This is a genomic window from Shewanella sp. 10B (assembly GCF_023475885.1).
In the GTDB taxonomy this organism is placed as follows: Bacteria; Pseudomonadota; Gammaproteobacteria; order Enterobacterales; family Shewanellaceae; genus Shewanella; species Shewanella mangrovisoli.
Map to the genome: position 1 here is coordinate 943,669 of NZ_JAMDJO010000001.1, position 15,324 is coordinate 958,992.

A 15,324-nucleotide genomic window follows, 5' to 3' on the forward strand; every position below is an offset into this window, starting at 1 on the left:
TAGATAATTTTGGAGCAGTACCATGGCTTACAGTGAAAAAGTGATAGATCATTATGAGAACCCACGTAACGTTGGTTCTTTCGACAAGAACGATCCTTCGGTCGTGACCGGTATGGTGGGAGCACCTGCCTGTGGTGACGTGATGAAGTTACAGCTAAAAATCGGCGCAGACGGCATCATCGAAGACGCTAAGTTCAAAACCTACGGTTGTGGCAGCGCGATTGCGTCTAGCTCACTGGTAACCGAGTGGGTAAAAGGCAAGACTATCGAGCAAGCGGCGGCCATCAAAAACACCGATATCGCAGAAGAATTAGCCTTGCCACCGGTGAAAATCCACTGTTCCATTTTGGCAGAAGATGCCATTAAAGCGGCGATTGACGAGTACAAATCGAAACAAGCTAAGTAACATCTGGAGTTAAGATGGCGATTACAATGACCCCAGCGGCAACTGAGCGTGTCAGATCTTTCTTAGCGAATCGAGGCAAGGGCATCGGCCTGCGCCTCGGCTTAAAGACCTCTGGTTGTTCGGGTATGGCGTATGTGCTTGAGTTTGTTGATGCGCTGAATGATGACGATGAAGTGTATGATATTGATGGTGTTAAAATCATTATCGATGCAAAAAGCTTCATTTATCTACAGGGCATTGAGTTGGATTTTGTTAAAGAAGGCCTGAACGAAGGTTTCCAATTTAACAATCCTAACGCAAAAGGTGAGTGCGGTTGCGGTGAGAGTTTCACTGTTTAATTGCCGAATTGACGCATGAATTATTTCGAGCTGTTTAAGTTTTCCCCTGCCTTCGATATTGACACCGCTGTGCTTGCAGAACGCTACCGCGAACTGCAACGGGCGGTGCATCCCGATAAGTTTGCCAACGATACCGAGCAACAACGTTTATTGTCGGTGCAACGCACTGCGCAAGTGAATGACGGTTATCAAACCCTAAAAGATCCTATCCGCCGTGCCGAGCATATGCTGTCGCTACGTGGTATCGATTTAAGCCACGAAACCACCACAGTGAAAGACACTGCATTTTTAATGCAGCAGATGGAATGGCGTGAGGCGTTAGAAGACATTCGCGATAGCGCCGATCCTCAAGAAAGCATTGATGAGTTATACGACTCTTTCGCGGCCTACCGGACAAAGCTGACGAAATTGCTCACCGCACAGCTAAGCAGTGACAGCGAAGAAGATGCCTTGTTAGCGGCAGATCAAGTACGCAAGCTTAAATTTATGGCAAAATTACACGATGAGCTGACGCGTATCGAAGACGCGCTGCTCGATTAATTTTCCCTATTGCAGTTATTTAGCCGATTCAGACGGGTCTGAGTCGGCGTTACTAAGTTGGATACATATGGCCCTTTTGCAGATTGCAGAGCCCGGACAAAGCGCCGCGCCGCACCAACATAGACTTGCCGTTGGCATCGATTTAGGTACCACTAACTCCCTCGTGGCCGCAGTTCGCAGCGGCGTAACGGCGACCTTACCCGATGAAAATGGGCAGCACTCTTTACCTTCTATCGTCCGTTATACCCAAGATGGCATTGAAGTCGGTCAGGTGGCGGCGTTAAGTTCTGCGCAGGATCCTAAAAATACTATCGTATCGGTCAAACGCTTTATGGGCCGCAGCCTTACGGATATTCAATCTGGTGAGCAAGCGTTCCCATACCAGTTTGAAGCCAGTGAAAACGGTTTACCGCTGTTTGTTACGCCTCAAGGGCAAGTGAATCCGGTGCAAGTGTCGGCGGAGATTTTACGTCCTCTGGTTGAACGCGCCGAGAAAACCTTAGGCGGCGAACTGCAGGGTGTCGTGATCACTGTGCCGGCGTATTTCGATGATGCGCAGCGTCAAGGGACTAAAGATGCCGCGTCTTTGCTCGGTGTTAAAGTATTGCGCCTGCTAAACGAGCCTACTGCGGCGGCAATCGCCTACGGGTTAGATTCTAAGCAAGAAGGTGTGATCGCGATTTACGATCTCGGCGGCGGTACCTTTGATATCTCTATTCTGCGTTTAAATCGTGGCGTCTTTGAGGTGCTGGCCACGGGCGGCGATTCGGCGCTAGGCGGCGATGATTTTGACCATTTGTTGCAAGCTCATATGCAGCAAGTGTGGCAATTGACGAACCTTGATCCGCAGCTAAGCCGTCAGTTATTGATTGAAGCGCGCCGTGTGAAAGAAGCCTTAACCGATGCGAGTGAAGTCGAAGCGAGCCTGACACTTGCCGATGGTACTGTGCTCAAGCAAGTGGTGACCAAAGCTGAGTTTGATAACTTAATCAGCGCATTAGTGAAGAAAACCATCGCCAGCTGTCGTCGCACCCTACGTGATGCGGGCGTAACGGCTGATGAAGTGTTAGAAACCGTGATGGTAGGTGGTTCAACCCGCGTGCCATTAGTGCGTGAACAGGTTGAAGCCTTTTTCGGTAAGGCGCCATTAACCTCCATCGACCCAGATCGCGTCGTTGCGATTGGCGCGGCCATTCAGGCCGATATTCTGGTCGGTAACAAACCCGAGTCTGAATTATTACTGCTCGATGTGATCCCCTTGTCATTAGGGATTGAAACCATGGGCGGTTTAGTGGAGAAAGTGGTTTCTCGTAACACTACGATTCCAGTGGCCCGCGCCCAAGAGTTTACCACCTTTAAGGATGGTCAAACGGCGATGGCCTTCCATGTGGTGCAGGGCGAGCGTGAGTTAGTCGATGATTGTCGCTCACTCGCACGCTTTACGCTTAAAGGTATTCCCCCGTTAGCGGCGGGCGCAGCCCATATTCGTGTGACCTTCCAAGTCGATGCCGATGGGTTGCTTAGCGTTACCGCGATGGAGAAATCCACCGGCGTGCAATCGAGTATTCAGGTCAAGCCTTCGTTTGGTTTATCGGATACCGAAATCGCGACTATGCTCAAGGACTCGATGAAGCATGCGAAGGAAGACATTAGTCGTCGTATGCTGGCCGAGCAGCAAGTGGAGGCGGCAAGGGTGCTTGAGTCGTTAAATGCGGCGCTTGCAAAAGATGGCGACCTGCTGACAAGTGATGAACGTCAGCAGATTGATGCGGTCATGGCGCAGCTTGCCGAAATTGCCCGTGGTGATGATGCCGATGCGATTAAGCAAGCGATTGAAGTCCTCGATGAACATACTCAGGATTTCGCCGCGAAGCGTATGGACAATTCTATTCGAGTGGCCTTTAAGGGTCAGTCAATTGACAACATATAGGTGATGTGATGCCCCAGTTAGTCTTTCTTCCCCATGCTGAGTTATGTCCCGATGGCGCAGTGTTGGAAGCCAAAGTAGGTGAAACGATTCTCGATGTGGCGCTGCGTAACGGCATCAATATTGAGCATGCCTGTGAAAAATCCTGTGCCTGCACCACATGCCATTGCATCGTGCGTGAAGGTTTTGATGAGTTAGAGCCAAGCGATGAGCTTGAAGATGATATGCTCGATAAGGCATGGGGACTTGAGCCTGAGAGCCGCTTGTCTTGCCAAGCCAAAGTTGTCGATAGCGATCTGGTGATTGAAATTCCGAAGTACACTGTGAATATGGTGAGCGAAGGTTAATCAACCCGATGCGATGATATCGTCAAAAACCAGTCCATGTGACTGGTTTTTGGCTTCTGGCGCCCAGCATTTGCGCAAGCAATAATTGCCATGATTGATTTATCCTAATCCGAGCGTATGATGCGCTCAAAATGAAATGGTTGTCGGAGACCAAAATGAGAATCGCGATCCTATCGCAAGGGCCTGAGCTATATTCCACAAAGCGACTCGTTGAGGCTGCGACATTACGTGGTCACGAAGTCAAAGTGATCAACCCGCTCGAATGCTATATGAACATCAATATGCGCCAGTCGAGCATCCATATTGGTGGGGAAGAGTTACCGCCTTTTGATGCGGTTATCCCGCGTATTGGTGCTTCTATTACTTTTTATGGCTCAGCTGTGCTGCGCCAGTTTGAGATGATGGGCGTGTATGCGCTCAATGATTCTGTCGGCATTTCGCGCTCCCGCGATAAGCTACGTTCGATGCAGTTAATGTCACGCCGTGGTATCGGTCTGCCAATTACTGGCTTTGCCAATAAGCCGAGTGATATTCCTGATCTTATCGACATGGTAGGCGGCGCGCCGTTAGTGATCAAATTGCTTGAGGGCACGCAGGGCATTGGGGTGGTGTTAGCCGAAACCCGCAAGGCGGCTGAGAGTGTGATTGAAGCTTTTATGGGATTAAAAGCCAACATCATGGTGCAGGAATACATTAAAGAAGCCAATGGCGCCGACATTCGCTGCTTTGTGCTGGGCGATAAAGTGATTGCGGCAATGAAACGCCAAGCTATGCCTGGGGAGTTTCGCTCAAACTTACACCGTGGCGGCACTGCAAGTTTAGTTAAACTGACCCCCGAAGAGCGTTCGGTGGCAATTCGTGCAGCCAAAACCATGGGACTCAATGTCGCAGGGGTGGATTTACTGCGCTCAAATCATGGCCCTGTGGTGATGGAAGTGAATTCTTCGCCCGGCCTTGAAGGGATAGAAGGGGCAACCGCAAAAGATGTCGCCGGTGCCATTATTGAGTTTGTTGAAAAGAACGCCCTCAAGGCAAAAAAGCCCACTCAAGCGTAGAGTTAAGCCGCGTTTAGGCTACACTCAGGAGAACAAGGTTTAGCTGCAGATGGCACAAGGGGGAGCGGATGTCGTTAAAATGGATTGATTCACTAGATATCGCCTTAGAATTGCTAGAAAAGCATTCCGAGGTTGACCCCCACAAGCTGCATTTTACTCAGTTATACGAGTGGGTGTTGGCTCTCGATGATTTTGACGATGATCCTAAGCATTGCAATGAGCGGATATTGGAAGCCATTCAGCAATGCTGGATTGAAGAGAAATAACCATCGCCCTGATGGGGCATCTTGTCCCGCAAAAAGCGCACTTACGTGACAATTGTCACATTTAGTGATCCCTAAAAGGGGATTTTTGTAGGAGTTTGATCAGTATCAAATTCATTTTAAGTGAATGACGTACCTTGTTATGTATCAGTTAAGTGATTAATCGCTTAATGTTATTTCCGCTACGCAAGGATGTTCACATGAAACTTTTGTTTGCTATGTTATTCACACTGTTACCCGCCTTGGCATGGGCTCATCCTGGTCATGGCGGCGTCGGTTTATTCCACCATCTACTCGATTTAGCCCCTGCAATCATTTTAGTTGCCTTGATTGCATGGGCGGGTATTTGGGCAAAAAATAGAAAATAACCCCTGAGTCTTTGGCAAATATGCCAATTTAGTTGTGTTGTTATCCTTTCGCCAGTCCGGTGGAAAACATGGACTGGCGTTTTTGTGTGAACAATCCGGTTACAAATCCAGCCAATGTGCGCAATATCTCAGACTTATTTGCTTTAAAGATAGGATTTGGTTTTTAAATTTCGTATAATCCGCGCGAATTTTTTCAAACTTGCTGACAAAGGAAGCTTGTTATGGCGATCGAACGCACATTTTCTATCATTAAGCCTGATGCTGTTGCTAAAAACCACATCGGTGCAATCTACAACCGTTTTGAAACTGCTGGTCTGAAGATCGTTGCAGCTAAAATGTTACACCTGACTAAAGAACAAGCTGAAGGTTTCTATGCTGAGCATAGCGAGCGTGGCTTCTTCGGTGCTCTGGTTGCTTTCATGACTTCTGGCCCAATCATGGTTCAAGTTTTAGAAGGTGAAAACGCTGTTTTAGCTCACCGCGAAATTTTAGGTGCAACTAACCCAGCTCAAGCGGCTCCAGGTACTATCCGTGCCGATTTCGCTGAAAGCATCGACGAAAACGCTGCTCACGGTTCTGACGCTTTAGAATCTGCTGCGCGTGAAATTGCTTACTTCTTCAGTGCTGAAGAACTGTGTCCACGTACTCGTTAATCTGAGTGTGAGACCGAAGAAGGGAGCCTAAGGGCTCCTTTTTTATTGGCGATATTCGACTAACCACGCCAGATACAAGGTTTTTAATGCTAATAACCTGCTCTTTTTATTTAGCTTTTAAAAAATTTTAAAAAACTGCCTTGAAATACGCTTTCCTATCCTTATATCTATTGCAGGATCGCTCGATGAGGATCCCAATCGATTCTGTGCCGCTAGGACAGAAGTTAATTTAGGCGAGACAAATACGTTTTCAATTGAAAAACGTTCGCCACTTTCCCATATTGCTTAAGACAAGGATATGAATATGCGTACTTATGATTTAACTCCTCTTTACCGTAGTGCTATTGGTTTTGATCGTTTAGCCCAAATGGCAGAACACGCTGCCGCGAATAATGGCAACTCAGGTTATCCTCCATATAACATTGAACTCCTTGGCGAAAATCGTTATCGCATTACAATGGCCGTGGCCGGGTTCTCGATGGAAGAGCTTGAGATCAGTAGCGAAGGTGAGAAATTACTGGTTAAAGGCAATAAGGCCGAGAGCCAAACCGAGCGTAAATACCTATACCAAGGTATTGCCGAGCGCGGGTTTGAGCGTACCTTCCAACTGGCCGATTATGTGACTGTATTGGGTGCCAGTTTAGAGAATGGTTTATTGAACATTGATTTAGTGCGTGAAATCCCTGAAGCGTTAAAACCACGCAAGATTGAAATCACCACCTCGCGCCTATTAGATGGTCAGTCCTAATCCTGAATTGCGCGGATAAAGAAGGGGAGCTTAATGCTCCCCTTATTGTTATCCCACCAATTAAAATCCCATGTTGGCTATTTCAAAGCATTGCGATGGCAAGCTCGCATGCGTTGATGGGCATTTCAGCGTCATTAGGCTCTCATTGCTTTTTCGCCGCGGGCTAAGCCCACAACGCCCGAGCGCGACACTTCTACTACTTTGGTCACTTCACCCATGGAGTGAATAAAGGCATCGAGTTTTTCGGTCGTGCCCACCAATTGAATGGTGTAGAGATTGGCGGTGACATCGACAATCTGCCCACGGAAGATATCGGCGGTGCGCTTAATTTCTTCCCGTAATTCCCCTTGGGCGCGGACTTTAACCAGTGCCAATTCCCGCTCAATATAAGCCGATTCGGTGACATTCGACACCTTGAGCACATCGACTAACTTGTGCAGTTGTTTCTCGATTTGCTCTAGCACCTTTTCGTCGGCCACTACGGTAATATTGAGGCGCGATAAGGTGTTATCATCGGTTGGTGCCACAGTTAAACTTTCGATGTTGTAACCGCGTTGGGAAAACAGACCGACAACACGAGATAATGCGCCGGATTGGTTTTCGAGTAATACAGATATAATTCGACGCATTAGCATTTCTCCGTTTTGCTTAACCACATTTCATTCATCGCGCCGCCGCGGATAAGCATGGGATACACGTGCTCAGTCTCATCCACCATAATGTCGATAAATACCAGTCTGTCTTTCATGGCTAGGGCTTCGGCCATCTTAGACTCAAGCTCAGCGGGATCGCTAATCGTCATGCCAACATGGCCATAGGCTTCGGCAATTTTGGCAAAGTTGGGTACCGAATCCATATAGGAATGGGAATGGCGACCCGAGTAGATCATATCCTGCCACTGTTTCACCATGCCGAGGAAACGGTTGTTTAAGTTGATAATTTTAACCGGCGTATCGTATTGCAGAGCGGTTGAAAGCTCTTGAATATTCATTTGAATCGAACCATCGCCCGTGACGCACACAACGGTTTCGTCAGGCATTGCCATTTTGACTCCCATGGCAGCGGGTAAACCAAAGCCCATGGTGCCAAGGCCGCCGGAGTTAATCCAATGGCGAGGTTTATCGAAGGGATAATAGAGCGCGGCAAACATTTGATGCTGGCCCACATCCGAGGCGACATAGGCCTCACCATTAGTGAGTTTATAAAGAGTTTCAATCACTTGCTGTGGTTTGATCCGGTTGCTTTCCTTATCGTATGCCAAGCAATTGCGGTTACGCCACACTGTGATTTCTTGCCACCATTGAGTAATTGCCTCGCTATCGTTGCTCTCCTTCGACTCCTCCAGCAGGGCTAACATGCTGTCTAATACGATATCGGCCGAGCCAACGATGGGGATATCCACTCGTACGGTTTTTGAAATCGATGAAGGGTCAATATCGATATGCAAAATAGTGGCATTTGGGCAGTATTTTTCGATGTTGTTGGTGGTTCTGTCATCGAAACGCACGCCAATCCCGAAGATAAGATCGCAGTTATGCATGGTCATATTGGCTTCATAGCGACCGTGCATCCCCAGCATGCCTAAGCTGTTTTTATGGGTGCCTGGGAAGGCGCCAAGGCCCATCAAGGTGCTGACAACGGGGATATTTAACTTTTCCGCTAGGGCTAAGATCTGTTTTTCACTGCTGGAGATAATGGCGCCGCCACCCACATAAAGTACGGGTTTTTTCGCTGCCAGTAATGCCTGTAATCCACGGCGAATTTGGCCTTTGTGGCCCGATGTCGTTGGATTATAGGAGCGCATTTTAATGCTCTCGGGGTAAATATAATCGTGTAGCAATGCAGGATTGAGGCAATCCTTTGGCAAGTCGACAACGACGGGGCCGGGGCGACCCGTGGAGGCAATATAAAAGGCTTTTTTAATGATCTCAGGGATTTGAGTCGGATCTTGTACTAAAAAGCTGTGTTTGACGACTGGGCGTGAAATCCCAATCATGTCGCATTCTTGGAAGGCATCGTTACCGATTAAATTGCTGGGTACTTGGCCAGATAACACCACTAATGGAATTGAATCCATATAGGCGGTGGCGATGCCGGTAATGGCATTGGTGGCGCCTGGGCCTGAGGTCACGAGTACCACGCCTACTTTACCCGTGGCGCGGGCATAACCATCGGCCATATGCACGGCGGCTTGTTCGTGGCGAACCAGAATATGTTCAATACCGGGGATAAGGTGCAGGGCGTCGTAGATATCTAACACTGAGCCGCCAGGATAACCAAATATGTGCTTTACACCTTCATCGATAAGGGATCGCACAATCATGCTGGCGCCGGATAACTTCTCCATGTGAAACTCCTATTGCATAGTACCGTTACGGTAAACAGTATCTTGTTACAGCGACGGTAATCGCTCTAAAAATAAGCCTGAAGGGTAATTCAGACTCCGATTGCTGAGCTTGAAATCATAGATTTCAAGCGCTCATCCCTTTGGATGCAGCAGCTGTTGCAATGAACAGAATTTCATCATATTCAAAAAAGAACACATTTCAAGGCTTTTATGTAAAAAATAACCAACTTGAAACAATTTCATGTTTAGACGCGATAAACGCTTATGAAACGGGAATTTTTATTTATGGCGATTTTATTTAATCACTTTAATTAGAATGGGTTAGCAGATTTACCATGAAAAACGGCACCCAAGGTTCTATATATAACCTGAGTGCCGTTTATTTAGAAAACACTTAATTTGTTACAAATCAACCACAAAAGCGATGAATACCACAATTGCTTCGTTTACGTGGTATAAAGATGCATTACTCCTTCGGCTTGACTTGATGAGTCGGTCGGTTAAATTGACAGAATCCCACCAATAATACCGCCGTCAGCATTAATGCCGAGAAGGGCACCGCGGTGCCATTATAAAACAGCGCGAGTAATGGCCCAGCAAGGGCGCCAAAGCCAAATCTTAAGGTGCCAATCACCGCCGTTGCTGTGCCTGTTTCCTGCTTGAATTTCATCAGCACAATAGCATCGGCGTTGACCGACATGATGCCAAGGCTCCCCATCAGCGGGATCAGCATCAACACGGTGAAGTGATAACTGAGTCCCAGTAAGTTCACTCCCAGTAAACCTACCGCCGCCAGCGCACCGAAGAAGGTCGACACATGCAGCATCCTCAATGAGCCATAACGGCCCACAATTCGGGTATTGATAATATTTGCCAGCATCAGCGCGCCCACATTGGTACTAAAGAGTAGGGCAAATAAGGATTTATCTAAGGAAAAAACCTCCATATAGACAAAGGGCGACGCGGTTAAATAACAAAAAAACGCAAAAGAGGTAAGCACGCCACTGGCAATATTCATTTTGACGCCGGGACGTGAAAACACAGTAGCATAAGCCCCTAAAAAGGATTTTTGACTGCGACTACTCTGATCTTTATCGCTCGGCATTCTGAGCAACGTAATGACCAACAACAGCAACAACATGGCATAGGCCGATTGGATAAAGAAGATCAAATGCCATTCACCAAGCTCGAGGATAAGGCTACCGATGCTGGGGGCTAATAATGGCGCTAACATCATGATTAAACTGACATAAGACATACCCTTAGCCGTGTTTTCACCATAGACTTCTTTGATATACCCAGGGACAACCACAGTGGCGGCCGCGCCGATAAAGGCTTGTAAAAAGCGCAGCCCTAAAAACACTTCAATCTGCTCGGCTAAGCCTAACAACAGGCTGACTAACATAAAGCCCGAGAGGCCCATTATTACCATGGGGCGACGACCAATACGGTCAGCAAGTGGGCCAAAGCACAGCATACCCAAGGCGTAGCCGCCCAAGTAAACACTCAAGGATTGCTGCACTAAGGTGATATCGGTATGAAAACTATGGGCGAGGGTTGCCATGGCGGGCAAATACATGTCGATCGCGAGCGGCGTGATCGCAACAATAGCGGCGAGCATAGGGATCAGCAGGGCCAAATGGGGAATGTTGCTCGGTTTAGTCGGATAGCTTGACGGTTGTGGGTCCACAGTTACCTCGGGTGGCGAAAGAAGGCGATATAAAGTGTTATGCACTCGAAAAAACAAAATTGTAGGGTAACAATTTTGCCTATTGGCGGCTCATTTCGCCTCGATTGCCATAGCGTATCTCGCCATGAGCATTGGAGGAGTATAGGGGAGAAATGAGTGACCAGCGAAGACTCAGCCAACAGTTGAACTGAATGATAGGTCTTGTCATCGAGTATAAGGATATTAAGCCATAACATAGTAAAACGCTCGGGCAAATAAGCCAATCTCGATGACGATATCTTTACACTTAAATTGTAACCAAAATCGCTTTACTGTCTTTGTATTGCATTAATTTACCAATGTACGCCTTAGCGTCATTCATTCGACTGAGATTGTCACTCCAGTGTCATCTGTATGTCATCTAACCGTCTTGAATGCGGATTAGTTTAATGGGCTTTAGCTTAACCCTACGACTAATAACAACACATTCAGGAATGATGCAATGAACACAAAACGACTGCCGCTGGCCGGTGCGATACTGGCAAGTTTACTCCTTGGTGCCTGTAATGGTGATGACGGTACAAATGGTGAGCAGGGGGAGAACGGCTTAAATTCATTAGTGAACGTGACTGCACTCGCCATAGGTGATGCAAACTGTCCCGCCGGTGGTCAACGCATCGATACAGGGCTCGATACAAATCGTAATGGCCAGTTGGAAGAGACTGAAATCGATGCGGCGCAAACCCAATTTATTTGCCAACCCCAATCTGCGGGAGTGTCGGCGGAGCTGATTGGCCGTCATCAAACGGGCACTTATGGCCTGAGCGCTGCTGAAATTGTTGAATACCACAGTGCTTCTCAGCGTATTTTTGTGGTTAATGCGAAAAGCGGTAAGGTCGACATTATCGACGCTAACTTGCTCAGTAACGCGACTAAGGCAACTGCGCCATTAGCCTTGAATAATCTTGATAAGCTGGCAGAGCTGGATGTCGCCAAAGATGTAGGCTTGAGTTTTATGGGCAGCGTTAACAGTGTCAGTATTTCTGGTAACTTGTTAGCGGCGGCCATTGAGCGCGGCGATGCAGCAGGCAATAAGACTCAAGCCAATGGCTATGTGGCTTTCTACCAACTCAATGGCAATGAGACACCGCAGTATCTCAGCGCGGTTGAAGTTGGTGCATTACCGGATAACGTCGTCTTTAGTCATGATGGCAAAACGGTACTCGTCGCGAATGAAGGCGAACCAAATCAAGACTATAGTATTGACCCTGAGGGCAGTGTGGCGATTATCGCCATTGCGGATGGTAAACCCGCAGCAACGGCGACGCTAGTGACATTCACCGAGTTTAATCAGGGCAATGCTCGCCATAATGAAATCACTAAGGACATTAAAATCAATGGCCCTATGGCCACTGTCGCGCAGGACTTAGAGCCTGAGTATATCAGTGTCAGCCCAGATAACAGCCGTGCCTTTGTGAGCTTGCAGGAGAACAATGCCATCGCGGTGATTGATATTGCCAATGCCAAAGTAGCGAAGATTTTACCCTTAGGACTGAAGGATTATGGTCTTGATGTGAATAAAATTGATGCAAGTGACAAGGACGATATGGTCAACCTTCAGGCCTATGCGGGGGTGTATGGCATGTATCAACCCGATACCGTAGCGAGTTACCGTTGGAATAATACTGACTTTATTGTCACCGCTAACGAAGGGGATTCCCGCGATTATGCTGGGTTTTCGGAGGAAGCCCGCGCCGGTGACTTAACCTTAGATCCTAATCATCCACAATTTGCCGCCGCAAAAGATAAGACCCAATTAGCCCGTTTGAAAGTGACTAAGAGTATGGGTGATGACGATAACGACGGCGATTACGACAAAATCGTGAGTTTCGGCGCGCGTTCTTTCTCAATCTGGACAGCCGATGGTCAACAGGTGTTTGACAGTGGTAGCGATTTTGAGCGGATCACCGCAGCCTTGTTAGGCAATAACTTCAACAATAACAATGAAGAAAACAAAGGCGATAGTCGCAGTGACGATAAAGGCCCCGAGCCAGAAGCCTTAGCTCTAGGCAAAATTGGTCAAAAACTCTATGCCTTTATTGGGCTTGAACGTACCTCTGGCTTTATGATTTACGACGTGACGAATCCCTTTGACGTGCATTTTGTGGATTATGTGGTAAACCGTGATTTTGAGGCGGATTTCAGCATAGATACAGATACAGGCGAAGTGAAAGGCGATGCCAGTTTAGCGGGAGATTTAGGGCCAGAAGGCATGAAGTTTGTGAGTGCCGAGAAGAGCCCTAATGGTCAGCCTCTGTTGATCATTGGTAATGAAGTCAGTGGCACAACAAGTGTGTACCAAATCAAGGTGCAATAGCCATAGCTTGGTTCAAGCTGCCATAACGTTAAATTCCAACACCTGAAATGCTTGTGATTAAGCAAGCTAAAAACGCCAGAGCATCACTCTGGCGTTTCTTTTTGCCGCTTTTAAACGCGAAAATGAACTGCTATACGACCGAATAGGCGTGTTGCTTGAGTGCGTTAAAGGTGGATTCGATGCACTCGAGCGCAAGCTGGAATTGGGTATCGTTTTCGGCGCCACCTAAACTTAATCGGATAAAGTTGTCATGGCAGTTAAAGTCATCCCCATTACGGATCAGCACGCCTTTTGCTGCTAAGGCGGTCACCAGATGATGGGCTTTAATGTCTTCGGGTAACTGGATCCAGCCATTTAAACCCCTCCAGCGTTGGGTTAACCCCAGCTTGTCACCTAATGCTATGCATTGCTGCTGACGCTCGCGAATAATTGCATCGCGATTGGCCGTGATGTGCCCGCGTTTTATTAGCTGACAGGCCAGCTCCACATTCAGCGGCGAAACCATCCAACATTGGCTATGAATGGCGAGGCGCAATGGTGCGATAAGCGGCTCGGGCACTAAAATAAAACCTTGCCTTAAGCCCCCTGAAAACAGCTTCGAAAGGCTTGAAATGTAAATGACCCTCGGCACATTCAGCGTCTGAGCTAACTGCCACAGCGGAGGGTGCCATTCCTCGGGGAGACAATAATTCACATCATCTTCAATGATATAAAACTGGTACTGCTCCGCGAGTGCCAACAGTTTTTCTCTCTGTTGCTCACTGTATTGAATGCAGGTGGGGTTTTGATTGTTGAGGGTTAAATACACCAGTTTAGGTTGATGGATTTGAACTAAGGCCTCGAATCTTGCCAGATCGACCCCGTCAGAGGTTAATGGTACGCCAATACTATTGATACCCAATTGTTTAGCGCAAATACGCACTCCGGGATAGCTGTACTGCTCGTGCAGGAGTACCTCGCCCTTGGCCAGGAAAGCATTAAGGCAGGCAAAAATGGCCTGTTGCCCACCATGGGTAAAGATCAATTGCTCTGGGTGTTGCTCAATGCCGCGTTGCGCAAGCCAGTGGTGAAATATCTGTTGATGCTGATCTAAGGGGCTGGCGCGATAGCCAAGGAGTTGACTCAGTTTAGCCGGATCCTTAGCCAGTTGGCTTAGGCAATCACTCAGCGTACTTATTTGATCCGTCAGCGGCTGCTGACAAGTCGCCATATTGAGCTGCAAATGATTAAGCTCTGGCACGGGAGAGGCGTTGACATAAGTACCATCACCGATACGCGCTTCCACATAACCGCGTTGCTCCGCTAGAGCATAGGCCCGAGTGACAGTGCCTATGGTCACCCCTAGTGCATCGGCTAAACGTCGCTGTGGCGGAAGTTTCGTGCCATGGGGAAGGGCTTTACGCAAAATGCCTTGCTCGATCGCACTGACCAGACGTTGATATTTAGGACCTGTAAATGCCGCTAGATCTGGTGTCCAAATTGTACCCATGACAATAAATCCATTGATCTCCATAAAGCTATCTATATTATTAATTGTCTCGTTTATTGTCAAATATTGTATGCGTACAATTTAAGGTGTTTATGGATATTCAACTTGTCAATGATCCACAACTCTGGGCATTAATGGCCTCAGCAGCACTCTTTTGTGCAACTATGACCATGACTCCTGGGCCGAATAATATTTTACTCGCCAGCTCAGGTGCCCATTTCGGGGTGATGCGCACCATTCCACATATCGCGGGGATCCGCTTAGGCTCGACTTCTTTGCATCTGTCGGTATTACTCGGTCTTGGTGCTTTGTTTGAGACGTTTCCGATGTTGCACCAAGTGCTGAAATACGCGGCATTGCTGTATTTACTGCATCTTGCCTATCGATTAGTGACCTCTCCCGTAAAGGCTGCGCAATTGGATGAAGGGCGTAAGCCGATGAGTTTGATGGAGGCGGCGCTGTTTCAGTGGATTAATCCCAAATCCTGGATGTCCACCATTACCCTTTGCAGCGCGTTTACCTTAGGGGGCGATGGCTTTTGGCTCAGTGCGGTATTGGGCGTGCTGGTATTTAATCTGGTGGGATTTCCCGCATCCTTTACTTGGGTGTTTGTCGGTGCGGCTATCAGTAAAAAGCTCAATACGGATAAACGTCGACGCCATTTTAACTGGTTTATGGGCAGTTTATTGTTGGTGTCCTTACCTATGATCTTGCGATAAAGTGACCTAATTGCGCTAAAACCTTAAATATTCTGGGATACTGACTCGCGTAAGGATTGGCTTTATGCCATAACCAAC

The 15,324-nt window shown here is 47.7% G+C and carries 16 protein-coding genes; 12 read left to right on the forward strand and 4 right to left on the reverse strand.

Going from position 1 to position 15,324, the window contains the following annotated elements:
- Positions 1-22: 22 nt before the first annotated feature.
- The 10 genes from iscU (at position 23) to M0415_RS04035 (ending at position 6,645) form a co-directional block, all read left to right on the forward strand.
- Positions 23-406: a Fe-S cluster assembly scaffold IscU gene (gene iscU, locus M0415_RS03990; RefSeq protein ID WP_011072277.1), complete on the forward strand. Its 384-nt coding sequence runs from the start codon at positions 23-25 to the stop codon at positions 404-406.
- Positions 407-420: 14 nt separating this feature from the next.
- Positions 421-744 carry an iron-sulfur cluster assembly protein IscA gene (gene iscA / locus M0415_RS03995; RefSeq protein ID WP_011072278.1) on the forward strand — a complete coding sequence of 108 codons (324 nt, stop codon included), beginning with the start codon at positions 421-423 and terminating at the stop codon, positions 742-744.
- Positions 745-759: 15 nt separating this feature from the next.
- Positions 760-1,284 (forward strand): co-chaperone HscB, encoded by a 525-nt coding sequence (gene hscB, locus M0415_RS04000; RefSeq protein ID WP_086903272.1) that lies wholly within the window; start codon positions 760-762, stop codon positions 1,282-1,284.
- Positions 1,285-1,351: 67 nt separating this feature from the next.
- The gene (gene hscA, locus M0415_RS04005; protein WP_249555492.1) at positions 1,352-3,214 is read left to right on the forward strand and encodes a Fe-S protein assembly chaperone HscA; all 1,863 of its coding nucleotides are present in this window, start codon (positions 1,352-1,354) and stop codon (positions 3,212-3,214) included.
- Between the two features lie 8 nt (positions 3,215-3,222).
- Complete coding sequence (fdx, locus tag M0415_RS04010; protein WP_011622515.1) at positions 3,223-3,558, forward strand: ISC system 2Fe-2S type ferredoxin; 336 nt, start codon at positions 3,223-3,225, stop codon at positions 3,556-3,558.
- Between the two features lie 155 nt (positions 3,559-3,713).
- A complete protein-coding gene (rimK, locus tag M0415_RS04015; protein WP_011622516.1) occupies positions 3,714-4,613 on the forward strand; it encodes a 30S ribosomal protein S6--L-glutamate ligase in 900 nt (299 codons plus the stop codon).
- 68 nt (positions 4,614-4,681) lie between these two features.
- A complete protein-coding gene (iscX, locus tag M0415_RS04020) occupies positions 4,682-4,879 on the forward strand; it encodes a Fe-S cluster assembly protein IscX (RefSeq protein WP_011622517.1) in 198 nt (65 codons plus the stop codon).
- Between the two features lie 197 nt (positions 4,880-5,076).
- Positions 5,077-5,244, forward strand: coding sequence for a hypothetical protein (locus M0415_RS04025; protein ID WP_041412653.1), 168 nt, complete (start codon positions 5,077-5,079; stop codon positions 5,242-5,244).
- A 221-nt stretch (positions 5,245-5,465) separates the two neighbouring features.
- Positions 5,466-5,897, forward strand: coding sequence for a nucleoside-diphosphate kinase (gene ndk / locus M0415_RS04030; RefSeq protein ID WP_011717218.1), 432 nt, complete (start codon positions 5,466-5,468; stop codon positions 5,895-5,897).
- 304 nt (positions 5,898-6,201) lie between these two features.
- Entirely contained in the window at positions 6,202-6,645 is a 444-nt protein-coding gene (locus M0415_RS04035) for an Hsp20 family protein (protein WP_011622519.1), read from the forward strand.
- A 134-nt stretch (positions 6,646-6,779) separates the two neighbouring features.
- Here the strand turns inward: M0415_RS04035 and ilvN are convergent, their stop codons facing one another.
- From ilvN to M0415_RS04050, 3 genes are all read right to left on the reverse strand, one after another.
- On the reverse strand, positions 6,780-7,274 hold the full coding sequence (gene ilvN / locus M0415_RS04040) for an acetolactate synthase small subunit (protein ID WP_011622520.1): 495 nt from the start codon (positions 7,272-7,274) through the stop codon (positions 6,780-6,782).
- A complete protein-coding gene (locus M0415_RS04045) occupies positions 7,274-8,992 on the reverse strand; it encodes an acetolactate synthase 3 large subunit (protein WP_249555490.1) in 1,719 nt (572 codons plus the stop codon). Before M0415_RS04045 ends, ilvN begins: the two co-directional genes overlap by 1 nt.
- A 466-nt stretch (positions 8,993-9,458) precedes the next feature.
- Complete coding sequence (locus tag M0415_RS04050) at positions 9,459-10,682, reverse strand: multidrug effflux MFS transporter (protein ID WP_425383146.1); 1,224 nt, start codon at positions 10,680-10,682, stop codon at positions 9,459-9,461.
- A 481-nt stretch (positions 10,683-11,163) separates the two neighbouring features.
- Between M0415_RS04050 and M0415_RS04055 the strand changes: the two genes are divergently transcribed.
- Positions 11,164-13,038 carry a choice-of-anchor I family protein gene (locus tag M0415_RS04055; protein WP_249555488.1) on the forward strand — a complete coding sequence of 625 codons (1,875 nt, stop codon included), beginning with the start codon at positions 11,164-11,166 and terminating at the stop codon, positions 13,036-13,038.
- A 130-nt stretch (positions 13,039-13,168) separates the two neighbouring features.
- On the opposite strand, the gene M0415_RS04060 is transcribed toward M0415_RS04055, so the two are convergent.
- Positions 13,169-14,527: an aminotransferase-like domain-containing protein gene (locus M0415_RS04060; RefSeq protein ID WP_249555486.1), complete on the reverse strand. Its 1,359-nt coding sequence runs from the start codon at positions 14,525-14,527 to the stop codon at positions 13,169-13,171.
- A gap of 92 nt (positions 14,528-14,619) precedes the next feature.
- On the opposite strand from M0415_RS04060, the gene M0415_RS04065 reads away from it, so the two are divergent.
- On the forward strand, positions 14,620-15,246 hold the full coding sequence (locus M0415_RS04065) for a LysE family translocator (protein ID WP_249555484.1): 627 nt from the start codon (positions 14,620-14,622) through the stop codon (positions 15,244-15,246).
- The last annotated feature ends 78 nt before the right edge of the window (positions 15,247-15,324 follow it).